We start from the raw sequence: 22,816 nt of genomic DNA, 5'->3' as shown, positions 1-22,816 counted from the left end.
GCTTTCGCGGAGCATGACAGTGAATGTGTGGCGACTCATGCCCCTTACTGCACGCTCAACGCCACGAAGCGCAGCTCGCCGTCGGCGTTCGACACCAGCAGCAGCACCGACTTCTTGCCGTCCTTCTTGAGCTGGTCGACCCGCTTCTGGATGTCGGCGCCGCTGGAGACGCCCTCCTGCGCCACCTCGACGATGACGTCGCCGGCGGAGAGGCGCTTCTCGGCGGCGTCCGAATTGGCGTCGACATTGGTGACGACCACACCCTTGACGCTGTCCTTGATCTTGTAGCGCGCACGCAGGTCCTTGCTCAGCGCCGCGAGATCGAGGCCGAGCGCCTTCTGCGTCACGGTCTTTTCAGGCGGAGGCTCGTCGGTCTTCACTGCGGCCTGCACCTTGTCGGGATCCTGCAACCTGCCGAGCGTGACCTTCTTGGTCTCCTCCTGACTCTTGCGGATGATGACGACGTCGACCTCCTTGCCGACCGCCGTGTCGGCGACCACGCGAGACAGATCCTTCGGGTCCTTGACGTCCTTGCCGTCAAACTTGACGACGACGTCGCCGGGCTCGATGCCGGCCGGCTTGGCCGGGCCCTTGTCGTCGACGCCGGCAACCAGCGCGCCGCGCGGCGGCTTGATGTTGAGGCTCTCGGCGATCTCGTCGGTAACGCTCTGGATGCGCACGCCCAGCCAGCCGCGGCGCAACTCGCCGAACTGGCGGAGCTGGTCGACCACACCCGCGACCGTCTTCGACGGTACGGCGAAGCCGATGCCGATCGAGCCGCCGGAGGGCGAGATGATCAATGTGTTGACGCCGATGACGTCGCCATCGAGGTTGAACAGCGGACCGCCGGAATTGCCGCGGTTGATGGAGGCGTCGGTCTGAATGTAGCTGTCGTACGGACCTGACGAGATGTCACGGTTCTTCGCCGAAACAATACCGGCCGTCACGGTGCCGCCGAGGCTGAAAGGATTGCCGATCGCGACGACCCAGTCGCCGAGGCGCAGCTTGTCGGAATCGCCGAACTTCACCGACACCAGCGGCTTCGGCGGCTTGAACTTCAGCACGGCGAGGTCGGTCTTCTTGTCGACGCCGACCAGGTCGGCCTTGATCTTGGTCCCGTCGTTGAGGATGACGTTGATCTCGTCGGCGTCCGCGATGACGTGGTTGTTGGTGACGACGACGCCTGACGTGTCGATGATGAAGCCGCTTCCGAGCGAGTTGGTCTTGCGCGGCGCCGGGCTATTCTCTCCGCCCTTGCTGCCGCCGCCGGGACCCTTGCGATTCTTGAAGAAGTCGTCGAAGAACTCCTCGAAGGGCGAGCCGGGCGGCAGTTGCGGCATGGCATTGCCGCCGCCGCCCTTGGCTTCGACGGTTTGCGAGGTCGAGATGTTGACGACCGCGTCGATCACCTTCTCGGCGACGTCGGCGATGCCGTCCGGTCCGCGCGCAGAGGCCGGTGTGCCGAATGCGCTGAAAGCGCCAACGGCGAGCGCGGCCAGCCCTAAGCGCAAACGGGTCGGGGCAATGGTGGCAGCGGTCATTGTGATCTCCAGGAAGCAAGGATTCGGCGTCAAGACTGCGCTCGAACGGGGGGACGGCGCAAGCGCGGACCTTAACGGGCCTCAAGACCCGGACAATAAGGCGAAAACCGGTCCCTCGCCTTCACTTTGGCGTTGGTGCGACGGCTAAATTGGCCGTCGCATAACCCAGATCAGGACCAAGCCGGCCACGGCCGAACCAATGCCGACCGCTCGCAGGACATTGTCCGGTGTGGCCATCGCGCTTTTCATGGCCTTGCGCATCCAGGCCGGGCTTGCCGCGAACATCAAGCCTTCCAGCACGAACAGGATGCCCAAACCGATGAGGAAGTCGGTGAACGCAATGGACCTCATCGGATTGGAACCTCCCGCTGTGCTGTTCTTGTCTGGACGAGGGGCGGCCAGACCTGAGGCCCGACTTGCCGCCCTTGTCTCACTTACGGCTTCGCTGGCGTCGTGGTCGCCGTCTTGCCGGACGGGTTACCAAAGAACCGGAAGAAATCCGAGTCCGGGCGCAGCAGGAAGCGGGTGTCGTTCGCGCGCAGCCCGTTCTCATAGGCCGTCATCGAGCGGTAGAAGGAGAAGAAATCCGCATCCTTGCCGTAGGCTTCGGCGAACAGACGGTTGCGCTCGGCATCGCCGACGCCGCGCGTCTGCTCGGCCAGCGACCTTGCATCCGCCTCGATCACGGTCGCCTCGCGGTCGGCCTTGGAGCGGATCTCCTGTGCCTTCTGGCCGCCCTGCGCGCGGAACTCGGCGGCTTCGCGCTCGCGTTCCGTCTTCATGCGCTGATAGACCGCCTGGCTGTTCTGCTCGGGCAGATCGGCACGGCGGATCCGGACGTCGACGACCTGGATGCCGTAGCCGTCGGCCTCATGATCGAGCTGATCGCGGATGCGCTGCATCAGCTTCTCGCGGTCGTCCCGGACCACGTTGATGAAGGTCACCTCGCCGAGAACGCGGCGCAGCGCCGCGTTCAAGAGCGTGGTGAGCTGGATGTTGGCGGCCTGGATCGAGCCGATGCTCTGATAGAAGCGGAGCGCGTCCTTGATGCGGTAACGCGCAAAGGCGTCGACCACGAGCCGCTTCTGGTCGGACGCGATCGCTTCCTGCGACGGGTTCTCCAGATCGAGGATGCGCTTGTCGATGTTGATCACCGAATTCCACGGTGCCTTGAAGTGCAGGCCGGGATCGGTGACGACGTCGACGGGCTTGCCGAATTGCGGCACGATGGTCTGCTCGGTCTGCGCCACCGTGAACAGGGACATGTAGCCCACGATCACGACGAGCAGGAGGCCGAGCAGCGTGACAATGCCTGTGACCGGAGATCTCATCGGTTGCCTCCGGTCGTCTGCTGGCCGGTTGCAGGCGGCCGCTTGGCCGTCAATTCGCTGAGCGGCAGATAAGGCACGACGCCCTGGCCCGACTGGCCGCCGTCATAGATGAGCTTTTCCGAGCCGCCGAGCACGCGCTCCATCGTCTCCAGATAAATCCGTTCACGCGTCACGTCGGGCGCCTTCTTGTATTCCTCGTAAACCTTCAGGAAGCGCGAGCTCTGGCCCTTGGCCTCGGCGACCGTCTGCTCCCTGTAGCCTTCGGCGGCCTGCATGATCTGCGCCGCACGTCCGCGTGCCTGCGGCACGACCTGGTTGGCGTAGGTCTGCGCCTCGTTCTGCAGCTGCTCGAGGTTGGCGCGCGCCGCCTGGACGTCGCGGAAGGCGTCGATCACCTGCGCCGGCGGGTCGACCTTCTGCATCTGCACCTGGCTGATCTGAATGCCGGCGCCGTAGCTGTCCAGGGTCTTCTGGATCAGTTCCTGCACGCCCTGTTCGGTGACGTTGCGCGCGCCGGTCAGGATTGGCTGGATCTGCGAGCGGCCGATCACCTCGCGCATCGCGCTCTCGGCGACCGCCTTTACGGTGCCTTCGGGATTCTGGATGTTGAAGAGGAAATCGCCGACGCCGTTGGGCTTGATGCGCCAGAGCACGGTGAAGTCGACGTCGACGATGTTCTCGTCGCCGGTCAGCATCAGGCTCTCTTCCGGCACGTCACGAATGGAGCGGCCGCGCCGCGCCGGATCGTCGATCAGCGTCATGCCGATGGAAATGGTGGAAACGCGCAATGCCTTTGGCAGCAGCACGGTCTCGATCGGATACGGCAGGTGATAGTTCAGGCCGGGCTCCACGGTGCGGACATGCTTGCCGAAGCGCAGCACGACGCCGAGCTCTTCGGACTGCACCCGGAAGAAGCCCGATAGCAGCCAGAACGCGACGATGAGCAGCACGATCAGCGTGATGCCGATGCCGGAGAAATAGCCGCCCGGCATGATCTGCTGGAGGCGATCCTGGCCGCGCCGCAGAAGATCTTCCAGATCCGGCGGCCTTGGCCCGACCGGTTGCGGGCCGTTGCCCCATGGTCCCTTCGGACCCGAGCCCCATGGGCCACCGCCCTGATTCTTCCACGGCATTCGACGCTCTCCTCGGCAGGGTGAAATTGCCCCCGCCCGCTTTGTCCGGTCCGGCTTTATAGGGGACAGGCAGGTCCCTTACAACGCAGCCCTCGCCGCCCTCCGAGCTAAGCTTGGGGGCAGAAAAGTCAATGTTAACATTGGCAAATGCGGTTAATGGCCCGCCCGCCGACGATATGTCACATAGGAGTAGTCGGCGCTGTCGTGGGGTCCGGCAGGATGACGGATGCGCTCAACCTCATCCCACTCGGCCCTGTCGATGTCGAAATGCGTGTCGCCCTCGGGGCGGGCATGCACTTCGGTGATTTCGAGGCGATCGGCGCGATCGAGCCATTGCCGATAGATTTCGGCACCGCCAATCACGGCGATCTCGGTGACCGAACGCCGCAGGGCATCGCCGCGCGCGATGGCGTCTGCCTCGGCAGTCGATGTCGTGACGATGGCGCCGGTGGCGCGATAGTTCGCATCGCGCGTGACCACGATATTGGTGCGGCCCGGAAGCGGCCGGGGCAGGGATTCGAAGGTCCTGCGGCCCATGATCACGGGCTTGCCGATCGTGAGCGCCTTGAAGCGCGCCATGTCGGATTTCATTCGCCACGGCATCGCGTTGCGGGCGCCGATGACGCCGTTCTCCGCGATCGCGACGACGAAGACGATCTCCATCAGGTCGCGCTCCCGGCAAGCCGTGTCAGCGCCGGACCGGTGACGCGGCACAGCGTCCAGTCCTCCAGCATGATGGCACCGAGCGACTTGTAGAACGCGATCGACGGCGCGTTCCAGTCGAGCACCGCCCATTGCAGCCGCGACCAGCCGTTCTCGACGCATTCCCTGGCAAGGTGCACGAGCAGAGCCTTGCCGAGGCCCCTGCCCCGGTGTGACGGCCGCACATACAAATCTTCGAGATAGATGCCGTGGCGGCCGCTGAACGTCGAGAAATTCGCAAACCACACCGCGAAGCCGACCGGCTCGCCGTTCCACTCGGCGAAGGCGCAATGGACTTGCTGTCGCTCGCCGAACAGTGCGTCGGCGATGTCAGCCTCGGTCGCCTCGACCTCGTGCGAAAGCTTTTCGTACGCGGCGAGCTCGCGGATAAAAGCGAGAATAAGCCCGGCCTCGCCCGGGCGCGCGCGGCGGATATTGAGCGACATCGGCGTCAGACCGCGACCGCGGCCTTGATGTGCGGATGCGGGTCGTAGCCGACGAGCTCAAAGTCCTCGTAACAGAAGGAGAAGATATCCTTCACCTCGGGATTGATCCGCATCACCGGCAGCGCGCGCGGCGCGCGCGTGAGCTGGAGCTTCGCCTGCTCCAGATGGTTGGAATAGAGATGAGTGTCACCGAATGAGTGCACGAAGTCGCCGGCCTTCAGGCCCGTGACCTGCGCCACCATTAGGGTGAGCAGCGCATAGGAGGCGATGTTGAAGGGCACGCCGAGGAACACGTCGGCCGAGCGCTGATAGAGCTGGCACGACAGCTTGCCGTTGGCGACGTAGAACTGGAACAGGCAGTGGCACGGCGGCAGCGCCATCTTGTCGACCTCGGCCGGATTCCAGGCCGAGACGATCAGGCGGCGCGAGTCCGGATTGCGCTTGATCATGTCGATCACGTTCGCGATCTGATCGATGCTGCGTCCGTCCGGCGCGGGCCAGGAGCGCCACTGATGGCCGTAGACGGGGCCGAGATCGCCATTGGCGTCGGCCCACTCGTCCCAGATGGTGACACCGTTGTCGCGCAGATATTTGATGTTGGTATCGCCCTTCAGGAACCACAATAGCTCATGCACGATCGCCTTCAGCGGCAGGCGCTTGGTGGTCAGCATCGGAAAACCGGCAGACAGGTTGAAGCGCATCTGATGGCCGAACACCGACAGCGTGCCGGTGCCGGTCCGGTCGGTCTTTTCGGCGCCGTCTGAAAGAATCCGCTCGAGCAGGTCCTGATACTGGTGCATGTGCGTGAGCCTTTGGGGAGGCGGCGAATTTAGCGGCCGCCCCCGCGCTGCGACAGCGGCGATTCGCCATCGATACGCATTATACCCGGAAAAGTGAGCGTTCCCGGTGCAAACGACAAGGGGCGGAACTCAGCATTCCGCCCCTCGTCTATCAGATTGATCCTGCTGGCCAACTTGCCGGCTGGGTTCGAGGCACGACGCGCCGATGCAGGCGCGGCGCCCTTAGTTTTCGGATTCCGTGAATACCTCGTCGCGCTTGGCACGCAACGCGGGCAGCACCGTGAGCACCAGGAGGAAAGCGGCGATCGCGAGCAGCACGGCCGACAGCGGACGCGTCAGGAACACGCTCCAGTCGCCGCGCGAGATCAGCAGCGCGCGGCGCAGGTTCTCTTCCATCAGCGGTCCGAGCACCATGCCGAGCAGCAGCGGCGCCGGCTCGAAATCGTGCTTGATCAGCCAGTAGCCGACCAGACCGAACACGCCTGCGAGGATGACGTCGACCGGCGCGTTATTCACCGAGTAGATGCCGATCGCGCAGAAGATCACGATCGAGGGGAACATCAGCCGGTAGGGAACGCGCAACAGCCGCACCCAGATTCCAACCAGCGGCAGGTTGATGATGATCAGCATCAGATTGCCGATCCACATCGAGGCGATCATGCCCCAGACCAGCTCCGGCTGCTTCTGCATCACTTGCGGACCCGGTACGATGCCGTGGATGGTCATCGCGCCCACCATCAGCGCCATCACGGCGTTGGGCGGGATGCCGAGTGTCAGCAGCGGGATGAAGGAGGTCTGCGCCGCGGCATTGTTGGCGCTTTCCGGCGCCGCCACGCCCTCGATCGCACCGCGGCCGAACCGCGACGGGTTCTTGGCGATCTTCTTCTCGAGCGTGTAGGACGCAAAGGACGCGATGACGGCGCCGCCGCCCGGCAGGATGCCGAGGATCGAGCCGAGCACGGTGCCGCGCAGGATCGCAGGTGCCGAGTCGATCAGGTCCTTCCTGGTCGGCATCAGGCCGGTGATCTTCTGCTGCACGAGGTCGCGGTTCATCTCGGCGCCGGCGTCGAGGTTGCGGATGATCTCGGCGAAGCCAAACACGCCCATCGCCACCGTCGCAAAGCCGAGACCATCGGCAAGCTCCGGAATGTTGAACGCCATGCGCGAGGCGCCGGTCTCGATGTCAGAGCCGACCATCGACAGCATCAGGCCGAACACGATCATCGCGATCGCCTTCAGCACCGAGCCCTTGGCCAGCACCACCGCGAAGATCAGGCCCAGCACCATCAGCGAGAAATATTCGGCCGGGCCGAACGCCAGCGCGAGCTTGGTCAGCGGCGCACCGAGAACGGCAATGAGCACGGTCGCGACGCAGCCGGCGAAGAACGAGCCGATCGCCGCGATCGCCAGCGCCGGGCCGGCACGGCCTTGCTTTGCCATCTGATGGCCGTCGATGGCGGTGACGACCGACGTCGCCTCACCGGGAATATTGACCAGGATCGAGGTGGTCGAGCCGCCGTACTGGGCGCCGTAATAGATGCCGGCGAGCATGATCAGCGCGCCGACCGGCGGCAATCCGAACGTGATGGGCAGGAGCATCGCCACGGTTGCGACGGTGCCGATACCGGGCAGCACGCCGACCAGCGTGCCGACCAATGCGCCAATCAGGCACATGAGAATGTTGATCGAGATCGGCAGCGACAGACCGTAGAGCCACCAGGGTGACCACCAGGAGATCTGAAACACCACACCGAAACCGAGGCCCAGATTGTGGAAGAGATCGAACATCACACCCTCACTGAACCAGGAAGCGCGGGAACATCGGCATCGGCAGCCCGAGCACGTAGGGGAAAAGCAGCGCGCAGCCGAGCGTCAGGCAGGCGCCGACGATGATCGCTTCGAGCCAGCGCGTTTCATGCGTGCCCATCGCCGCGATCAGGAAGCTTGCGAATGCCGTAACCACCACCCCAAGCGGACGAATCGCCAGCGCGAAGAAGACGATCGAGATCATCACAAAGAGCGGCCCACGCCAGGCATAGTGCGCCATGCCCGGCCCGTCGGTCAGCAGTCCCGTCAGCGCGATGCCGGCGCCAAGTGCGACGAGCAGCCCGCCAAACATCCGCGGCGCCGTGCCGGCGCCGAAGGAGAAGCCGCGCATCCCCTGCAAATCGCTGGAGGCCCACAGTGCGAACAAGGCGAGCGCCATCAACACGATCCCGCCGACATAGTCCTGCGCCGACCTGATCGTCATGAAGAACGTGAGAATCGCCACCGCAAAGATCGGATAGGAATAGATCAGCGCCAGCAGCACATCGGATGACGCCTTCTTGGCGTCACCGCCGACCGCCCCGAGCAACGCGCCGGGCGCGCCCGCGAGCAGCGCCGTAGCGTGGCTGATCACCACGGCGGCCGGGCCACGTCCGGCGCCCCAGCCAAAGATCGTCCCGAACGACCAGATGAATTCGAAAATCTGCGGCGCTATGGCCAGCAGACAAAAGCTGATCACCACCGAGGTGTTTCGGTTGGCTGTCGCCGAGTGGCCCATCGTATCGGCCATGCATGTCTCCTCCGCGACCCGTAAGTCACGAGCACTGTTGTTCTAATCGGCTGGAAATCGATGCCCCCGCCCGGATCCCTGCCTAGCCATTTTCACTACACAATGCCAGCAAAACCCAACAAGCCCCCGACCAGCAAAATCCATAGTGGATTGATGCGCGAGACGGATGCGACCACTGCAACCGTCGCGGTCAGAAGCAGCGCAGCAAGCGTGCGATCGGTCGACTCGGCGAGGATCAGGGCGCTCGCCGCCATCAAGCCGATCGAGAGCGGAACCAGTGCAGCCTGGATCAGCCCGGGCCAGCGCGATTGGCTCGGCCGATTGAGGAGCCGGCTGACATAATAGGCAAGCAGCGCGGTGGGCAGGCACATGGCCAAGGTCGCCGCCAGGGCGCCGGGGATGCCGGCGACGGCATAGCCGATTAACGTGACGATAAGGACGTTCGGACCTGGTGAGAGCTGCGCGATCGCATAGGCGTCGGCGAACTGCTTGTCGGTCATCCAGTGATGCACCTCGACCGCGATGCGGTGCATCTCGGGCACGGCCGCCGCGGCACCCCCGACCGCGAACAGCGACATCAGACCGAAGGTCGAGATCAGCGCCCAGATCGGGTTCTCCGCGTTCATGCTGCTACCTTCCGCCGCATCAGGAAAATGGCGCCGACGCTGACGGGGATCGCGACCAAAAGCACGGCCTGGAGCGGCAGGCGAAGGACGCCGATGGCGAGGAACACGCCCAGCATCAGGATGAGCGCGACGGCGTCCAGCCGCTTGAGCAGCGGCGTCATCATCCGGAAGACCACCGCGATCAAGAGGCCGACGGCCGCACAGGAGATGCCCGCGAGGCTGCGGCGCAGCACGTCCACATCGCCGAACCGGGCGTAGATGATCGCGAGCACCGTCATGATCAGCGTGGGCGGGAGCAACAGCCCTGCAAAGGCGGCAATGCCGCCGGCGATTCCGCGCAGCCGCGCGCCGAACACCATCGACAGATTGACGATGTTGGGCCCGGGCAGGAAATGGCAGAGCGCGAACGTCTCGTTGAACTCGTCCGCCGTCATCCAGCGGTGCTGTTCGACGATGGCCTGCCGGGCGAATACCAAAACCCCGCCGAAACCTGCCAGCGACATCCGGGCGAAGGCGAGGAACAGCGCGAGCAAGCCCGGCGGAACGGCGCTGGTGGCCAGACCGTCCGGCTCTTGAACTGGTTGTTGGGCGGCCGGTGCGGAATCCTCGGACATGTCAGGAGCTTAGAACGCCGGCCGGCGCGCGGCCAAGCCTGGCGGGAACCTATCCATAGGGAACCTCGGAATGATCGCTCGAAACACCTGTTATTTGAAACGTTTGCCCCCTATATTGGGAGTGCCGGTTCGCCGGCTATGGAAATAAACGGTCGTCGCAATAAACCATTCGGACCCGGGGGCGGTACCCGGCGCCTCCACCAAAGCCCACCAGCGGGCTAGCCCTGAGGCGGGCTTTGGCGGGGGCGAAATAGGATCGACGAGGGCGTAAAGGGCGTTCTTTTTCCCGGTATTGTTCCGCCGTTATCGGGCTATGCAATAGTTGCCAACGACAACTTTGCTCCGGTTGCTCAGGCTGCGTAACGCAGTTTGAAAGACCATTCTGAAGTCCTAACGGGTTAAGCTCCGTTAGGCGGGGTTCGGAGGCACCTGGCAACAGAAGCCTCCACTTACCTCTTATTTCCTACCCCGCGGGGACTCCTGCTGACCCGTCAGGCGCGGTACTATTGCGGCTTGGCGAGTCGGGCCGGCAGGGCCCATCTCCTGGAATGCAACAGGACCACCATGGCGACCGATCATATCCGATACGATGTGCTGGCCCGCGACGCGCTGCGCGGCGTGTTGCGCAAGGTGCTGACCGACGCCGCGTCCCAGGGACTGCCCGGCGAGCACCATTTCTTCATCACCTTCGTGTCGAAGGCCGAGGGCGTGAAGCTGTCGTCGCGGCTGCTGGCGCAATATCCGGAAGAGATGACGATCATCCTGCAGCACCAGTTCTGGGATCTGACCGTGCTCGAGGACCGCTTCGAGGTCGGCCTGTCCTTTGGCGGCATTCCGGAGCGGCTGATCGTGCCGTTCAGCGCCATCAAGAGCTTCCTTGATCCGTCCGTGAAATTCGGCCTCCAGTTCGAGACTTCCGATGTCGCCGACGTCTCGGCCGAGACATTGCCGGCCGCTCCCGCCCCGTCCGCGGTCGCGGTGCCCCCTGCCACTGAACCTGCGGAAGGCACGGAAGAGCCGGCGGCCCCGAACCAGGGCGGCGCCGAAGTCGTGCGATTGGATCGTTTCCGCAAGAAATGATCTAGATCGGACTGGCGCCCGTCGCAGGCGGCCAAACTCCCTATATAGAGGCGCATGAAGAGGCCGCGCGGCATTTCGCGCGGCGGAATGGATGTGCTCATGGCCAAAACTTCCTCCTCGAAGACTTCCCTGTCGAAGACTTCCCGTTCGAAGACCGATCGCGCCTCGCGCCCGGCGACCCGAACCGAGACCGACAGCTTCGGCCCCATCGAGGTCCTCGCCGATCGCTATTGGGGGGCGCAGACCGAACGCTCGCGCCAGAATTTCCGGATCGGCACCGATCGCATGCCGATCTCGCTCGTGCATGCGCTCGGCATCGTCAAGCTCGCCGCGGCGCAGTCCAACCAGGAGCTCGGCCTGCTCGACCAGCGCCGCGCCAACGCCGTTATCCGCGCCGCGCGCGAGGTGATCGAGGGCAAGCTGGACGATCATTTTCCGCTGGTGGTGTGGCAGACCGGCTCGGGCACCCAGAGCAACATGAATCTCAACGAGGTCATCGCCAACCGCGCCAACGAGATGCTCGGCGGCGAGCTCGGCACCAAGAAGCCGGTGCATCCCAACGATCACGTCAACATGAGCCAGTCGTCGAACGACTCGTTCCCGACCGCGATGCATATCGCGGCGGCAAGCCGCATCACCGCCGATCTCGTCCCTGCCCTCGGCGAATTGCTGCGCGCGCTGCGCAAGAAGGAGAAGGAGTTCGCAAAGATCGTCAAGATCGGCCGCACCCACACCCAGGACGCGACGCCGCTGACGCTCGGCCAGGAATTTTCCGGCTATGCCGCGCAGGTCGAAAGCGGCATCGCCCGGCTCAAGGTCGCCGTGAAGGAGCTCTATCCGCTGGCGCAGGGCGGCACCGCCGTCGGCACCGGCCTCAATTCGAAGCCGCGCTTTGCAAAACTTTTCGCAAAGCACGTTGCCGGGATTACCAAGCTGCCCTTCACCAGCGCCGCCAACAAATTCGAGGCGCTGGCCTCGAACGACGCCTATGTGCTGGCGCACGGCGCCATCAATTCGGTCGCGACAGGCCTGTTCAAGATCGCCAACGACATCCGCCTGCTCGGATCGGGTCCGCGTTCGGGCCTCGGCGAACTGATGCTGCCGGAGAACGAGCCGGGCTCCTCGATCATGCCGGGCAAGGTCAATCCGACGCAGTGCGAGGCGATGACGATGGTGTGCTGCCAGGTGTTCGGCAATCACACCGCGATCACGGTCGCCGGCAGCCAGGGCCATTTCGAGCTCAACGTCTACAAGCCTGTGCTGGCCTACAACATGCTGCACTCGATCCGGCTGATGGCGGACGCCGCACGCTCCTTCACCGAGCATTGCGTCAGCGGCATCCGCGCCGACGAGAAGCGCATCAAGGAACTGATGCAGCGTTCGCTGATGCTGGTGACGGCGCTTGCCCCCAAGATCGGCTACGACAACGCGGCCAAGGTGGCCAAGACGGCACATGCCAACGGCACCACGCTGAAGGAAGAGGCGCTGCGGCTCGGCTTCGTCTCGGCGGAGGAGTTCGACCGCCTGGTGCGCCCCGAGAAGATGACCAGCCCGGGATAAATTCCGAATTCCGATAGCCATCCGTAATGATACGGAGCCCCAAGCTCCATTAAATGTAGGGCTTAAAGGACGGGATTTGATTACCGTCAATGTCGCGGCGGGATTGCGTGTTACGCAGCCCCTCCGTCCCCACGGGGCGGAATTCATCGTTTGATGGCCCAGGGGTCGATTGACGAGGACAAGCGAATGGCGATCAAGTCTCATTGGGCGCAGTGCGGCGCACAGTTTCTGAATGTTTCATCCTGCCCACGGAGGATCGGATGATGGAGACGCGACATGGCGAACGTCATCAACCTGAATCGTTTCCGGAAGCGCGCCGAGCGGGAAGCCACGGCGAAGCAGGCGGACGCCAACCGAACGAAGTTCGGCCGCACGAAGGCGGAGCGGTCGGCGGAGGAGACGCGCGCGGACCAGGCGAAGGCGCACCTGGACCAGCACCGGATCGATCGCGAGGAGCAGCCATGAAGTCGCCCGTCGTGAAACGGTCGATCGTCGTCGCCGGCCACAAGACCAGCGTCAGCCTGGAAGAGGCGTTCTGGAACGGCATGAAGGAGATCTCGGGCCTGCGCAACATGACGCTGTCCGAGCTGGTCGGCGAGATCGACGGCAACCGCCAGCAGGGCAATCTGTCCTCGGCGATCCGCCTGTTCGTGCTCGACTACTTCAAGAGCCGCGCCATGGCCGCCATCCAGGCGGAAAAAGTCCCGGCCCAGTAGCCGTCTTGGCGCCGAGCTTGGTGCCCGATCTTGGCGCCAATCGCCTCCGTCACGAAGCTGATACTTTAAAATCACTCTAAGGTGCAGTTTCAGCGACCGAGCGCGCTTGACCTCGATGCCCTGCGTTGAAAATACAGGGCATGACCGACATCCATGATACACGTCCGCAGATGCCGCTGGGCCTGGCCCAGCGCGGCTATACCGGCGTCATCCAGCACCTTTCCCCGAAGGACGCAGGTTCGGCGCTCTCGGACATCGAGCTCGAGAGCCGGCTGATCGAGCTCGGCTTCGTCGAGGGCGCCCGGGTCGAGGTCCTGCACGAGGGGCTGGTCGGGCGCGACCCGATCGCCGTGCGGGTCGACAGCATCACCATCGCGGTCCGCCGTCGCGAAGCCATGGCCATCATCGTCGCCTGAAGCGACCGGACCCTAATTCCATGGAATTGCCCCTACTTCATCTCGCCCTGGTCGGCACGCCAAACAGCGGCAAGACCTCGCTGTTCAATGCGCTGACCGGCAGCCGGCAGAAGGTCGCGAACTATCCCGGCGTCACCGTCGAACGCAAGGAAGGCTTCTTCGTCACGCCCATGGGACGCCAGGTCTCCGTGGTCGACCTGCCCGGCACCTATTCGCTGCGCGGCCGCAGCCCGGACGAGGAGATCACCCGCGACTTCGTGCTCGGCAAAGCCACCGGCGAGATCGTGCCCGACCTGGTGCTGTGCGTGGCCGACTCGACCAATCTCCGCCTGACCATCCGCCTGCTGCTGGAGCTCAAGCGCACCGGACGGCCGATGATCCTGGTGCTCAACATGTTCGACATCGCGACCCGCCGCGGCATCACTGTCGACGTCGAGCGGCTCGCCAAGGAGCTCGGCGTGCCCGTGGTCACCTCGATCGCGGTGCGCAAGGGCGGCACCGCCGACCTGCTGTCGCTGACCGACGAGATTTCGGCAAAGCTCGCGGCCGAGCCGGGAGAGAACAACTGGCGGGCGCTCAGCGTCGCCGATCTGCGCGCCACCCAGCGCGAAGCCGACCGCATCATCGCAGACTGCGTCAGCCTGCCCAGCCGGCCCGACACCTGGACCGCGCGGATCGACGCGATCGTGCTGCATCCCGTCGGCGGGCTGATCGTGCTCGCGGCGATCCTGTTCGTGATGTTCCAGGCGGTGTTCGCCTGGGCCCAGCCGCTGATGGAGCTGCTCAATTCCGGCTTCGACGCGCTCGGCGAGTTCGTGCATGCGACCCTGCCCGCCGGCCTGCTGCAGAGCTTCCTGCAGAACGGCGTGATATCGGGCGTCGGCAGCGTCATCGTGTTCCTGCCGCAGATCATCATCATCTTCCTGTTCATCCTGCTGCTGGAAGATTTCGGCTACATGGCGCGCGCCGCGTTCCTGATGGACCGCATCATGGGTGGCGCCGGCCTGCACGGCCGCGCCTTCATCCCGCTGCTGTCGAGCTTTGCCTGCGCCATCCCCGGCATCATGGCGACCCGCGTGATCGACAACAAGCGCGACCGGCTGACCACGATCCTGATCGCGCCGCTGATGACCTGCTCGGCGCGCATTCCGGTCTACACGCTGATCATCTCCGCCTTCATTCCGGCCAGAGACGTCTGGGGCTTCATCAACCTCCAGGGCCTCGTGATGTTCGGCCTCTACGCTGCCGGCATCACCAGCGCGCTTGCCGTCTCGTTCCTCATCAAATTCTTCATGCTGCGCGACTATGCGCCGGCGCCGTTCATGCTGGAGCTGCCGGACTACAAGATGCCGCGGCTGAAATCGATCGCGATCGGCGTCTACACGCGGGCCAAGATGTTCCTGCACCGTGCCGGCACCACGATCTTCTCGATGATGGTGCTGATCTGGTTCCTGGCCTCGTTCCCGCAGCCGCCCGCGGGCGCAACCGAACCGGCGATCGACTTCAGCCTGGCCGCGATCATCGGCAAAGCGCTCGAGCCGCTGCTCGCGCCGGTCGGCTTCAACTGGCAGATCGCGGTCGCGCTGATCCCGGGCATGGCGGCGCGCGAGGTCGCGGTCGCAGCACTCGGCACAGTCTATGCGATCGAAGGCGGCAAGGAAGCGGCCGAGCAGATCGGCCAGGTGCTGGCGACGAAATGGTCGCTTGCGACCGCGCTGTCGATGCTGGCCTGGTACATCTTCGCCCCGCAATGCGCATCCACGCTCGCCGTGATCCGGCGCGAGACCGGAAGCTGGACCTGGATGGCCGTGACCTTCTTCTACATGCTGGTGCTGGCCTATGCCGCGAGCCTTCTGACCTACAATGTCGCGGTCGCGTTCGGGGCGGGATAGCCCCTCCCGAAAATAAAAAGCGCGAAAACAACCCCATGCACAGTAGACGGATGCTGTGAGATCAATGGGTTACGCGTGTGTGAAAATCGTCGGACCGTAGCCGGATAGAGCCCGTACAATCCGCGCGACCGGCTGTTCGCCGGTTGCGCCGTCGGGCAAAACAGGCGCATGATGGCATTGTCGGAGAATTGGCGCGACGTTCCGTGGCGGCAAGATGGGCCGGCATAGTGCGCAGCGGCAAGGAAGTCCGCCGTTGCAGCTACCGTCCGCTCCGCCGAGAGCTGACCGCGGGTCGCCCCTCGGGGGCCGCCCACCCCTGAACACTCACATCCGCCAGCGCGTCGAATATAGCCGCTGTCCGTTCCAGGCGGGCGATCGTACGTGCGCCTTCGACGGCAGCGACCAACGCGGAAGCGGTCGAAGAAGCGCGCGCGGAAGTGAAACCGCACCCCCTGAAATGCTCCACAACGATCTCGGTTGAATCAGCAAATCCGCGCGCGACTCGCTTGGTCAGATCAGCGTCGAGTGCAGGAAGCTCGTTCGCCAGATTTTGCATGAGACATCCATACTGGAAATCAGAGGCGACCATTTCGGCCGCGAACGCGCCGAAAATCTGACGAACGAAACTCAGGGCATCACCGGTCGTATTCGCCGAGATAGCCCGCAACACAGCAATTCTACTCGCAACGTAGCGATCGATTGCTTCTTCTGCGAGCTGTGCCTTACCGCGCGGAAAATGAAAATAGAACGATCCTTTGGGCGAGCCGCTTTCTTCGATGATCTGGTTCAATCCCGTCGCAGTGTAGCCTTGGATGCGAAACAGTCGCTCGGCAGTGGCAATCGCGCGAGCGCGGGCGTCAGTCTTACGGGGCATCCTTCAACGTAACACGCCTGGCTTGACACCGCTATGGTGATCGCCATACTATGGCGATCACCATAGTAAATGTGTCCGTTGTACCACCGCTCTCAAATCGACCTCCAGAAGTTGCATGCGAGGGCACGACACTCTCCCGGATTGCTGCGCAGGAAATACTCATGAGTTCGAGCCACTTCAGTTTCGGCAACTGCTCCAGCGAACGGGATCACTGAGATGGCCTCTAGATCCTGCGTGATGATGCTTTTAGGAGCTGCCATGTTCACTGCGATGTCCACTCGCGTCGTTTCCGGAGAGACGTCAAGCGATGCCATCTGGCACAATAAAATCCCTGCCGCTTCGAGTGAGCCTGCCGCTGATATCGATAAGGATCCGAACCTTCTGCACAGATATGCGGAGAATGCGGGAACGAGGATCCACTACGTCACCATGGGATCCAATCAAAAACCGCTGATGGTGTTCGTGCACGGATTTCCCGACTTCTGGTATTCCTGGCGAAATCAGCTCCAGGCATTTTCAGCAAATCATCAGGTGGTCGCACTTGATCTGCGCGGGTACGATTTGAGCGATCGGCCAGACGGCGTCGAGAACTATAAGTTTCCGGTTCTCCTTGATGACATCCGCGCCGTGATCAATGCAGAGGCAAATGGTCGCAAGGCCATCCTGATCGGGCACGACTGGGGCGCCGCTTTGTCGTGGCTGTTCACCGGGCAAAATCCGGATCTGATCGAAAGACTTGTCGTCCTCAGCGTTCCTCATCCCGGCGCCATCACGAGGGAATTGCTCCCTTGGAACCACCCTATCGCGCAGGCCAAGGCCAGCGCTTACGCTACCCGGTTCTTCGCTAAAGGCAAAGGCGACAATTTGACGGCGCAGGAATTGGCATACTGGGTCGTCAACCCACAGGTGAAGAGTCGATACGTCGAGGCTTTCGCGAAATCTTCCATCTCGTCCATGATGAATTATTACAAAGCCAACTACGCGTTTTCTCAGCTTGTGCTCAATCTTTTCGATCCAACCATGAAGAAACTCACCGGTGCCGTGATCAAATGCCCGGTCTTGCACGTGCACGGAATCGAGGAGAGCCACGCTTTGCTAAGCACGATCGATCTGGAAAAGTCATGGATTGAAAATCCCGACAATCTCACGGTCAAAATCGTGCCTGGCGTTGGCCACTTCATTCAGCATGAAGTGCCGGATTACCTCAATCAGACGATTGCCTCCTGGTTGAAAGACTCAGGAAGCTGAGCCCGGTCTTGCGAGGCTAAGCGCCGAGGGGCTTCGTGAAGATCACCTGGCCGGCGTCGTCGCATTGCATCCCGATGCGAGCATCCGGCTCAGCGTACTCTCTCGGTGCGTTCGCTCGGTGTACTGGAGCCCGAACTGACGCCTTCTTCGTCCGAATCGCTCTCCGGTTCCTGAATCAGCACCGCCGGTTCGTCGTAACCCTTGCGGCTGCTGTAGAACACCAGCGCCATCAAGCCGATGCCCACGACCAGCGAAAACACGACACCGAGCACCAGTGCGACATAACCCGATGCTGGCACCTCCGTCGTCGTGCTGAACCAGCCGAGATAGCCGAGCGCGCCGGCACCGACGAGGAAGGCGCATAACACCGCTATGACCAGCCATCTGGCGATCTTGCCGTCTCCGGGAGCGGGTGATTCCGGTTGCCCGTCTGTGCTGTTCATGGATCTCTCCCCATGGCGATGCGTCGCGCGGCCATCCCGTCACGCTAGGGTGCGGTGACCTTGGTCGCGATCGCGTGCAGGGCCGCCGTCATGGCGACAATTGCAGCCTTGGCCGGCTCGCCGATGCCGTGACGCCCGGCGATATACGCCGGATCGTTGTAGGACAACCAGGTCGCGCCTTGCTCGTCCTGCCAGACCAGCGCCTTCAGCGGCAGATCGATGCCGCTGGTCTGCGACTGCTGCATCAATGGCGTACCACCCCTGGCGTTCCCGAAGATGATGAGATTGGTCGGGCGCAACGGCAGGCCGGCAGCGGCGGCGCCCGCGGCGTGATCGACATGGGCGAATATTGTGAGGCCCTTGGCCGTCACTTCCGCTTCCAGCCGCTTCATCGTCTCTTCAGGCCCGAAACTGCTCCTGATCGTGATGAGTCCGTCGACGGCCATTGCTTGGGTCTCCCATAAACATGTCGCAGCAACCAGGACGAGGATCTTGAGCAGCGCCGAAACCCTCATGATCACACGCTCATTTCTTGCGGAATAGTTTTGCCGGATCGAATTGCGGATCCGGAATGAAGCCGTCGCGGTTGGGCATCTTGATCTTCGGCAAGCTGTCCTTGTCGACCTTGCCGTCGGGAGGAACGATGCCGTTCAGACTCAGGATGTAGGCGGTGACGGCATAGGTGTCGTCGGTGCTGAGCGAACCCGGTGTGGGATATGGCATCGCGCGGTGAATGTAGTCGTACAAGGTCGTCGCATAAGGCCAGAAGCTGCCGACGGTCTTGACAGGCGCGCTGGAGGCGAGTGTGCCCTGCCCACCGGCCAGACGATCCTTGATCCCGCCCTGGCCATTGTCGCCATGACAGGCCGCGCAATTGTCGGCGAAGACCTGCTTACCTTGCGCAACCGTGCCGCTGCCCACAGGCAGACCCTTGCCATCGGGTGCGACGTCGATGTCCCATAGCTTGATCTCCTCCGGAGTCGCGGGACGGCCGAAATCGAATGCAAATGCGGGCGCCGCGAGCAGGCCGAGCGTGAGAGCCGCTGCGACAAGCCGATTGTTATGCGAGGACATTGCGGACCCTCCCGGCCTCGTCGATGCTCCAGGTCTGCTGCGCATTGTAGTGGAACAGCGCATTGCTCCCCGTCGCGGCGATGAAGGATTGCCGGTCCGGCTGAACGTTGCCTTGCTCATCGGTCGAGCGACTCACGATCCTTGTCGGCTTGCCGTCCCAGACCCAGTCCATCTGGAATCGAATCTGCGCCTTCGACAGCACCGGCTGATTCAGCTGCGCCTGTTTCCAGATTTTCGCGCCGTCGGTCGATATCTCGACCTTGGCGATCTTGCCATGGCCGCTCCAGGCGAGACCGGAGATTATGTTGTAGCCGGGCTGGATCTGCATCGTGCCCGAGGGCTGCGTGATGACGGAGTTGGTTTCCATCCTCAGCTGAAACTGGCGGGCCGTGCCGTTGGCCAGCAGCTGCGTGTAGCGCGCCGTTTCCCAGCGGGTCATCCAGGGCTCAGTGCCGAACTTGAGACGGCGCAGCCATTTGATGTTGAGATTGCCCTCGAAGCCCGGCATCACCAGCCGCATTGGAAATCCATGCGCGGGGCGCAGTGGTTCGCCGTTCTGACCGTAGGCGACAAAGGCCTCGTTCACGATTTCGTCGGTCAGCGGAATGCTGCGGTCGACGCCCGCGCCATCGCCTCCCTCGGCGAGCATCCAGTTCGAGTTCTTCTCCTTGCCCGAGAGACCAATCAGGAACTTCAGCGGAACGCCGGTCCACTCATTGGTGCTGACGAGGCCGTGCGTGTTCTGCACCGTCAGATCAGGGTCCGCCTTCTTCCAGTTTTCCCATCCGTTTCCAGTGCATTCGATGAAGACCACGCGCGTAACCGACGGCATCCGCTTGAGATCGTCGACGCTGAACACCAGCGGCTTCCGAACCAGGCCATGGATGAGCAGACGGTGCTGCGCGGGATCGATGTCCGGCACCCCGGAATGGCTGCGCTCGTAATGCAGATCGGTTGGCGTGATGTTGCCCACCAGCTTCTGATGCGGCGTCTTGGAATTGATGGCATCACTGGGGTCGACGTTGCGCTTGCCAGGTCCTGCCTCGGGAATGCGATCGATCTTGACGAAGCGCGATCGTTCGCTGTGCGCACCGAGATCGGCGCCGGGCCCGCGATCAGGGATTTCGGCCAGCGTTTGCGCCACCGCCGCTTCGGTCGCAACCGCCCCCAGAACGCCCGCCGACAGGCCTCCCACAAAACCACGACGCGAGACGCTCGCGGGCCGTGGCGGTGATTCGATTTGCGTTTTGGACGTCATGCAATCTCCGTCGACCTTCGTGCTGATTTGGAAATTCCACCGCTTTTCCATGGGAACATTGACCGAATGCCGCCGAAATTGCCCGTTAGGATGTGTTAGAAATCATGATGGGTGGCGAAGGCGCGTCATCCTGCCCTGCTCCGAAAGCGGCTATCCGGGTCCATGGATCATTTCAGCACCGAGAACCTGACTGCCGAGAGGCTTCGTGAGGATCACCTCGCGGACCTCGTCGCATTGCATCTCGATGCCGAGGTGTCCCGATATCTCGGCGGCGTGCGCCCGGCGGAAAGGACCAAGACCTATCTCGACGCCAATATGGCCCATTGGGACCAGCATGGCTTCGGGCTATGGGTGCTGCGAACGAAAGACGGGGCATTCGCCGGGCGAGCGGGCATCCGGCACATCCTGGTGGACGATATCGACGAGATCGAGATTGCCTATGCGTTCAAGCGCGAATTCTGGGGCCGTGGACTTGCAAGCGAGACCGCGTCCGCACTGACGGATATCGGACTGTTACACCACCAGCTGCCGTCCCTCATCGGCCTGGTCTACGTCGGCAATGGCGCATCGCGCCGCGTTCTGGAGAAGGCCAACTATCTCTTCGAGCGAAGCACATTCCGTCACGGCGAAGACGTCGTGATCTACCGTATTCGGCGGTGAGAGACGCAAGTTCGTAGGATGGGTAGAGCGAAGCGAACCCATCACGCATCAACACGCCCGGAGGCAAGATGGGTTTCGCAAGGGCTCTACCCATCCTACAGCTGCGCCGCTGTCGGCGCATTGGCGTGCCATTGAAGGAGCGGCGGTGGTACCCTGCTCTCCGTCATTGCGAGCCACCGGGTCCGCGCGAAGCGCGGCCCGATGACAGGCTCCGCGAAGCAATCCAGACCGCCTCCGCGGGAAGATTCTGGATTGCTTCGCTGCGCTCGCAATGACGGTGTGGAAACAGCCGCGTAACGCGGATGGAGCGGACGCCTCAGGTGCCCTACCTGAAATAGCCCAGCACGAGATCGACATCCGCGCTGCCGGCCACCGTGCCGTTCAGCTCGGCGTCGATGACGCGGCGGCAAGCTTCGATCGCGGCGTGGTCACCGAGGTCGTTGGCGGCTTCCAGCACGAGCCAGGCGGCATCGACCGAGGCCTGGTCCGCTGCTCCCCCGCCGATCTCGCCGGCTGCGGCCTTGTTGAGGTTCTTGTTTGGATTCTTGCGAACGGCGGTGCCGAATTGAGGCAACATTGCAAATACTCCCTGCCAATTCCCGGATGATGCTCGGTGTACCTGTTCGTTGTACCGCTCAGTGCACCTGGAGCTCGGGCTGACGACCCGTGACAGGATCGGTGCCGGTCTTGCGCGACTGGTAGAATTTCAAGACGCTGCGCGAGGTCTCGATCTTGAGCTTGCCGAAATCGCGCTCGTTGTCGTGGAGCTCGCGCGCCGTGATCAGATGATCCTTGGCGCCGAGGAACAGCAGCGACATCGTGGTGTCCCAGGAAAAATCGAGCGCCTTGCACAGCACCAGGATCATCTCGCGATTGCGGTCCATCATCGCACGCTCGATCACGTCGACAGGCAGCGACGACAGCAGCGACAGCCCGATCTGCACCTCGTCGAAGCGGTGCTGGCGCGCATAGTTCGAGATCGAGTCCTGGTTGAGGTTGCCCTGCCGGTACTGCGTCGTCACCACGCGCTTGGCGACGAAATAGCTGCGCGAGGACGGGCCGAACTTGGATTGCAGGTCGCCGGTGACGTCGCTCACCGAGTTTTGGATCTGCGCCATCATTTCCGGGCGCTCGTGCTCGAGCCGGCGGCGGACGTCCTCCGACGCCTTCGAGATCAGCTGCTGGAAGATGTGACGCGGCACGTCCTTGCGCAGGCCAAGCTGCTCGGCAAGAATCGAGTCGCCCTCGGCGCGGCGAACCATGTGGAGCAGGCCCGAGCCGGAGAAGCGCGCGCCCTCGTTCCGGGCAACCGACGTCACGACCTCCTGGTCGCCGCGCTTGACCAGCACGTCGGTGACGGCCTCGCCGATCGACTTGCGCTGGGCGATCGCGAGCAGATGCGACTGGCTCTTGGTCATGGCGCTCTCGATCAGCAGCTTCTCGTCGATACGATTGGAGTCGCGCAGCACGGGGCCTGCGACCTCGATCTCGTCGGCGGTCGCGAGTTGCGCAATGACATTTAGCGGAGCGTGATCGCAGGCTGCCATGACCTCAGAGAGCTGCACCCGCGCAGCAACCTCGATCTCGTCGGCGAGCCGGCCGATGACCTCGCCGAACGTGCTGATCTCGTCGTCGCTATAGCGGCCGGTGATCAGAATGTCGGTCGCGTGCCACAACGCCTTGTTCCGGCTTTCGTCGGTGCCGCGTGCGATCGCGTCGTCCAGATCCTGCAGAAGTGTTGTCGCGCCGTTCATCCCGATGACCCCAGTTCTTGGCTAGCCATCCTGCTTGTGCCGGCAGGACGCCGAGTTCCTCTGGGAACAGAGACTAGGGAACAAACGCGAG

General features: G+C 63.2%; 26 protein-coding genes and 1 other RNA gene. 9 read left to right on the top strand and 18 right to left on the bottom strand.

The annotated features are described in order from the left end of the window. Positions 1-44: 44 nt before the first annotated feature. The 11 genes from FXB41_RS24345 to FXB41_RS24295 all read right to left on the bottom strand — a co-directional run bounded on the left by FXB41_RS24345 (position 45) and on the right by FXB41_RS24295 (position 9,750). Complete coding sequence (locus FXB41_RS24345) at positions 45-1,541, bottom strand: Do family serine endopeptidase (protein ID WP_007600980.1); 1,497 nt, start codon at positions 1,539-1,541, stop codon at positions 45-47. 144 nt (positions 1,542-1,685) lie between these two features. Next, on the bottom strand, positions 1,686-1,892 hold the full coding sequence (locus FXB41_RS24340) for a DUF2065 domain-containing protein (RefSeq protein WP_007600979.1): 207 nt from the start codon (positions 1,890-1,892) through the stop codon (positions 1,686-1,688). Between the two features lie 83 nt (positions 1,893-1,975). Beyond that, complete coding sequence (gene hflC, locus FXB41_RS24335; RefSeq protein ID WP_219683472.1) at positions 1,976-2,872, bottom strand: protease modulator HflC; 897 nt, start codon at positions 2,870-2,872, stop codon at positions 1,976-1,978. Then, positions 2,869-4,005, bottom strand: a complete 1,137-nt coding sequence (gene hflK, locus FXB41_RS24330; protein WP_007600977.1) for an FtsH protease activity modulator HflK — start codon at positions 4,003-4,005, stop codon at positions 2,869-2,871. The genes hflC and hflK overlap by 4 nt, the downstream gene beginning before the upstream one ends. 153 nt (positions 4,006-4,158) lie before the next feature. Then, positions 4,159-4,668, bottom strand: a complete 510-nt coding sequence (locus tag FXB41_RS24325; RefSeq protein ID WP_007600976.1) for a dihydrofolate reductase — start codon at positions 4,666-4,668, stop codon at positions 4,159-4,161. Next, positions 4,668-5,153 (bottom strand): GNAT family N-acetyltransferase, encoded by a 486-nt coding sequence (locus FXB41_RS24320; RefSeq protein WP_007600975.1) that lies wholly within the window; start codon positions 5,151-5,153, stop codon positions 4,668-4,670. Before FXB41_RS24320 ends, FXB41_RS24325 begins: the two co-directional genes overlap by 1 nt. A gap of 5 nt (positions 5,154-5,158) precedes the next feature. Continuing rightward, entirely contained in the window at positions 5,159-5,953 is a 795-nt protein-coding gene (locus FXB41_RS24315) for a thymidylate synthase (protein WP_007600974.1), read from the bottom strand. A 222-nt stretch (positions 5,954-6,175) separates the two neighbouring features. Continuing rightward, positions 6,176-7,741: a tripartite tricarboxylate transporter permease gene (locus FXB41_RS24310; protein WP_007600973.1), complete on the bottom strand. Its 1,566-nt coding sequence runs from the start codon at positions 7,739-7,741 to the stop codon at positions 6,176-6,178. A 7-nt stretch (positions 7,742-7,748) separates the two neighbouring features. Next, entirely contained in the window at positions 7,749-8,510 is a 762-nt protein-coding gene (locus FXB41_RS24305; protein ID WP_219683471.1) for a tripartite tricarboxylate transporter TctB family protein, read from the bottom strand. A gap of 95 nt (positions 8,511-8,605) precedes the next feature. After that, positions 8,606-9,136 carry a chromate transporter gene (locus FXB41_RS24300; protein WP_007600971.1) on the bottom strand — a complete coding sequence of 177 codons (531 nt, stop codon included), beginning with the start codon at positions 9,134-9,136 and terminating at the stop codon, positions 8,606-8,608. Then, a complete protein-coding gene (locus FXB41_RS24295) occupies positions 9,133-9,750 on the bottom strand; it encodes a chromate transporter (protein WP_219683470.1) in 618 nt (205 codons plus the stop codon). The genes FXB41_RS24300 and FXB41_RS24295 overlap by 4 nt, the downstream gene beginning before the upstream one ends. A gap of 84 nt (positions 9,751-9,834) precedes the next feature. On the opposite strand from FXB41_RS24295, the gene ssrA reads away from it, so the two are divergent. The 7 genes from ssrA (at position 9,835) to feoB (ending at position 15,414) form a co-directional block, all read left to right on the top strand. Then, positions 9,835-10,200, top strand: a transfer-messenger RNA (tmRNA) gene (ssrA, locus tag FXB41_RS24290). Between the two features lie 114 nt (positions 10,201-10,314). Then, positions 10,315-10,830, top strand: coding sequence for an SspB family protein (locus FXB41_RS24285; RefSeq protein ID WP_007600965.1), 516 nt, complete (start codon positions 10,315-10,317; stop codon positions 10,828-10,830). 87 nt (positions 10,831-10,917) lie between these two features. After that, the gene (fumC, locus tag FXB41_RS24280) at positions 10,918-12,390 is read left to right on the top strand and encodes a class II fumarate hydratase (protein ID WP_219683513.1); all 1,473 of its coding nucleotides are present in this window, start codon (positions 10,918-10,920) and stop codon (positions 12,388-12,390) included. A gap of 276 nt (positions 12,391-12,666) precedes the next feature. Next, entirely contained in the window at positions 12,667-12,855 is a 189-nt protein-coding gene (locus FXB41_RS24275; protein WP_007600963.1) for a DUF4169 family protein, read from the top strand. After that, on the top strand, positions 12,852-13,106 hold the full coding sequence (locus FXB41_RS24270; RefSeq protein ID WP_007600962.1) for a ribbon-helix-helix domain-containing protein: 255 nt from the start codon (positions 12,852-12,854) through the stop codon (positions 13,104-13,106). The genes FXB41_RS24275 and FXB41_RS24270 overlap by 4 nt, the downstream gene beginning before the upstream one ends. Positions 13,107-13,246: 140 nt before the next feature. Next, complete coding sequence (locus FXB41_RS24265) at positions 13,247-13,522, top strand: FeoA family protein (RefSeq protein WP_007600961.1); 276 nt, start codon at positions 13,247-13,249, stop codon at positions 13,520-13,522. 20 nt (positions 13,523-13,542) lie between these two features. Continuing rightward, a complete protein-coding gene (gene feoB, locus FXB41_RS24260; protein WP_219683469.1) occupies positions 13,543-15,414 on the top strand; it encodes a ferrous iron transporter B in 1,872 nt (623 codons plus the stop codon). A 259-nt stretch (positions 15,415-15,673) separates the two neighbouring features. Here the strand turns inward: feoB and FXB41_RS24255 are convergent, their stop codons facing one another. After that, the gene (locus tag FXB41_RS24255; RefSeq protein WP_007600959.1) at positions 15,674-16,288 is read right to left on the bottom strand and encodes a TetR/AcrR family transcriptional regulator; all 615 of its coding nucleotides are present in this window, start codon (positions 16,286-16,288) and stop codon (positions 15,674-15,676) included. A gap of 258 nt (positions 16,289-16,546) precedes the next feature. Here FXB41_RS24255 and FXB41_RS24250 point away from each other — a divergent pair, with 258 nt between their 5' ends. Then, a complete protein-coding gene (locus tag FXB41_RS24250) occupies positions 16,547-17,536 on the top strand; it encodes an alpha/beta fold hydrolase (RefSeq protein WP_219683468.1) in 990 nt (329 codons plus the stop codon). Between the two features lie 89 nt (positions 17,537-17,625). Here the strand turns inward: FXB41_RS24250 and FXB41_RS24245 are convergent, their stop codons facing one another. The 4 genes from FXB41_RS24245 to soxC are packed head-to-tail and all read right to left on the bottom strand — an operon-like array spanning position 17,626 to position 20,311. Continuing rightward, on the bottom strand, positions 17,626-17,979 hold the full coding sequence (locus FXB41_RS24245) for a hypothetical protein (RefSeq protein WP_219683467.1): 354 nt from the start codon (positions 17,977-17,979) through the stop codon (positions 17,626-17,628). 44 nt (positions 17,980-18,023) lie between these two features. Next, entirely contained in the window at positions 18,024-18,494 is a 471-nt protein-coding gene (locus tag FXB41_RS24240) for a DUF302 domain-containing protein (RefSeq protein WP_007600956.1), read from the bottom strand. A 10-nt stretch (positions 18,495-18,504) separates the two neighbouring features. After that, positions 18,505-19,053 (bottom strand): c-type cytochrome, encoded by a 549-nt coding sequence (locus FXB41_RS24235; RefSeq protein WP_007600955.1) that lies wholly within the window; start codon positions 19,051-19,053, stop codon positions 18,505-18,507. Next, a complete protein-coding gene (gene soxC, locus FXB41_RS24230; RefSeq protein WP_219683466.1) occupies positions 19,040-20,311 on the bottom strand; it encodes a sulfite dehydrogenase in 1,272 nt (423 codons plus the stop codon). Before soxC ends, FXB41_RS24235 begins: the two co-directional genes overlap by 14 nt. 162 nt (positions 20,312-20,473) lie before the next feature. On the opposite strand from soxC, the gene FXB41_RS24225 reads away from it, so the two are divergent. Further along, on the top strand, positions 20,474-20,971 hold the full coding sequence (locus tag FXB41_RS24225) for a GNAT family N-acetyltransferase (RefSeq protein ID WP_007600952.1): 498 nt from the start codon (positions 20,474-20,476) through the stop codon (positions 20,969-20,971). 325 nt (positions 20,972-21,296) lie between these two features. Here FXB41_RS24225 and FXB41_RS24220 read toward each other — a convergent pair whose 3' ends face one another. Together FXB41_RS24220 and FXB41_RS24215 are read right to left on the bottom strand one after the other, a co-directional pair. Beyond that, positions 21,297-21,548 (bottom strand): hypothetical protein, encoded by a 252-nt coding sequence (locus FXB41_RS24220; RefSeq protein ID WP_219683465.1) that lies wholly within the window; start codon positions 21,546-21,548, stop codon positions 21,297-21,299. Between the two features lie 58 nt (positions 21,549-21,606). Continuing rightward, positions 21,607-22,725 carry a DUF2336 domain-containing protein gene (locus FXB41_RS24215; protein WP_219683464.1) on the bottom strand — a complete coding sequence of 373 codons (1,119 nt, stop codon included), beginning with the start codon at positions 22,723-22,725 and terminating at the stop codon, positions 21,607-21,609. Positions 22,726-22,816 lie beyond the last annotated feature (91 nt).

Origin of the sequence: Bradyrhizobium canariense (genome assembly GCF_019402665.1) — a bacterium.
In the GTDB taxonomy this organism is placed as follows: Bacteria; Pseudomonadota; Alphaproteobacteria; order Rhizobiales; family Xanthobacteraceae; genus Bradyrhizobium; species Bradyrhizobium canariense.
This window is presented reverse-complemented; position numbering and strand designations above follow the sequence as displayed.

What these genes read in the sequence shown, in the direction of transcription:
- FXB41_RS24345 (WP_007600980.1), bottom strand. Translation starts at nt 1,541, where the DNA reads ATGACCGCTGCCACCATTGCCCCGACCCGTTTGCGCTTAGGGCTGGCC.
- FXB41_RS24340 (WP_007600979.1), bottom strand. Translation starts at nt 1,892, where the DNA reads ATGAGGTCCATTGCGTTCACCGACTTCCTCATCGGTTTGGGCATCCTG.
- hflC (WP_219683472.1), bottom strand. Translation starts at nt 2,872, where the DNA reads ATGAGATCTCCGGTCACAGGCATTGTCACGCTGCTCGGCCTCCTGCTC.
- hflK (WP_007600977.1), bottom strand. Translation starts at nt 4,005, where the DNA reads ATGCCGTGGAAGAATCAGGGCGGTGGCCCATGGGGCTCGGGTCCGAAG.
- FXB41_RS24325 (WP_007600976.1), bottom strand. Translation starts at nt 4,668, where the DNA reads ATGGAGATCGTCTTCGTCGTCGCGATCGCGGAGAACGGCGTCATCGGC.
- FXB41_RS24320 (WP_007600975.1), bottom strand. Translation starts at nt 5,153, where the DNA reads ATGTCGCTCAATATCCGCCGCGCGCGCCCGGGCGAGGCCGGGCTTATT.
- FXB41_RS24315 (WP_007600974.1), bottom strand. Translation starts at nt 5,953, where the DNA reads ATGCACCAGTATCAGGACCTGCTCGAGCGGATTCTTTCAGACGGCGCC.
- FXB41_RS24310 (WP_007600973.1), bottom strand. Translation starts at nt 7,741, where the DNA reads ATGTTCGATCTCTTCCACAATCTGGGCCTCGGTTTCGGTGTGGTGTTT.
- FXB41_RS24305 (WP_219683471.1), bottom strand. Translation starts at nt 8,510, where the DNA reads ATGGCCGATACGATGGGCCACTCGGCGACAGCCAACCGAAACACCTCG.
- FXB41_RS24300 (WP_007600971.1), bottom strand. Translation starts at nt 9,136, where the DNA reads ATGAACGCGGAGAACCCGATCTGGGCGCTGATCTCGACCTTCGGTCTG.
- FXB41_RS24295 (WP_219683470.1), bottom strand. Translation starts at nt 9,750, where the DNA reads ATGTCCGAGGATTCCGCACCGGCCGCCCAACAACCAGTTCAAGAGCCG.
- FXB41_RS24285 (WP_007600965.1), top strand. Translation starts at nt 10,315, where the DNA reads ATGGCGACCGATCATATCCGATACGATGTGCTGGCCCGCGACGCGCTG.
- fumC (WP_219683513.1), top strand. Translation starts at nt 10,918, where the DNA reads ATGGATGTGCTCATGGCCAAAACTTCCTCCTCGAAGACTTCCCTGTCG.
- FXB41_RS24275 (WP_007600963.1), top strand. Translation starts at nt 12,667, where the DNA reads ATGGCGAACGTCATCAACCTGAATCGTTTCCGGAAGCGCGCCGAGCGG.
- FXB41_RS24270 (WP_007600962.1), top strand. Translation starts at nt 12,852, where the DNA reads ATGAAGTCGCCCGTCGTGAAACGGTCGATCGTCGTCGCCGGCCACAAG.
- FXB41_RS24265 (WP_007600961.1), top strand. Translation starts at nt 13,247, where the DNA reads ATGACCGACATCCATGATACACGTCCGCAGATGCCGCTGGGCCTGGCC.
- feoB (WP_219683469.1), top strand. Translation starts at nt 13,543, where the DNA reads ATGGAATTGCCCCTACTTCATCTCGCCCTGGTCGGCACGCCAAACAGC.
- FXB41_RS24255 (WP_007600959.1), bottom strand. Translation starts at nt 16,288, where the DNA reads ATGCCCCGTAAGACTGACGCCCGCGCTCGCGCGATTGCCACTGCCGAG.
- FXB41_RS24250 (WP_219683468.1), top strand. Translation starts at nt 16,547, where the DNA reads ATGTTCACTGCGATGTCCACTCGCGTCGTTTCCGGAGAGACGTCAAGC.
- FXB41_RS24245 (WP_219683467.1), bottom strand. Translation starts at nt 17,979, where the DNA reads ATGAACAGCACAGACGGGCAACCGGAATCACCCGCTCCCGGAGACGGC.
- FXB41_RS24240 (WP_007600956.1), bottom strand. Translation starts at nt 18,494, where the DNA reads ATGAGGGTTTCGGCGCTGCTCAAGATCCTCGTCCTGGTTGCTGCGACA.
- FXB41_RS24235 (WP_007600955.1), bottom strand. Translation starts at nt 19,053, where the DNA reads ATGTCCTCGCATAACAATCGGCTTGTCGCAGCGGCTCTCACGCTCGGC.
- soxC (WP_219683466.1), bottom strand. Translation starts at nt 20,311, where the DNA reads ATGACGTCCAAAACGCAAATCGAATCACCGCCACGGCCCGCGAGCGTC.
- FXB41_RS24225 (WP_007600952.1), top strand. Translation starts at nt 20,474, where the DNA reads ATGGATCATTTCAGCACCGAGAACCTGACTGCCGAGAGGCTTCGTGAG.
- FXB41_RS24220 (WP_219683465.1), bottom strand. Translation starts at nt 21,548, where the DNA reads ATGTTGCCTCAATTCGGCACCGCCGTTCGCAAGAATCCAAACAAGAAC.
- FXB41_RS24215 (WP_219683464.1), bottom strand. Translation starts at nt 22,725, where the DNA reads ATGAACGGCGCGACAACACTTCTGCAGGATCTGGACGACGCGATCGCA.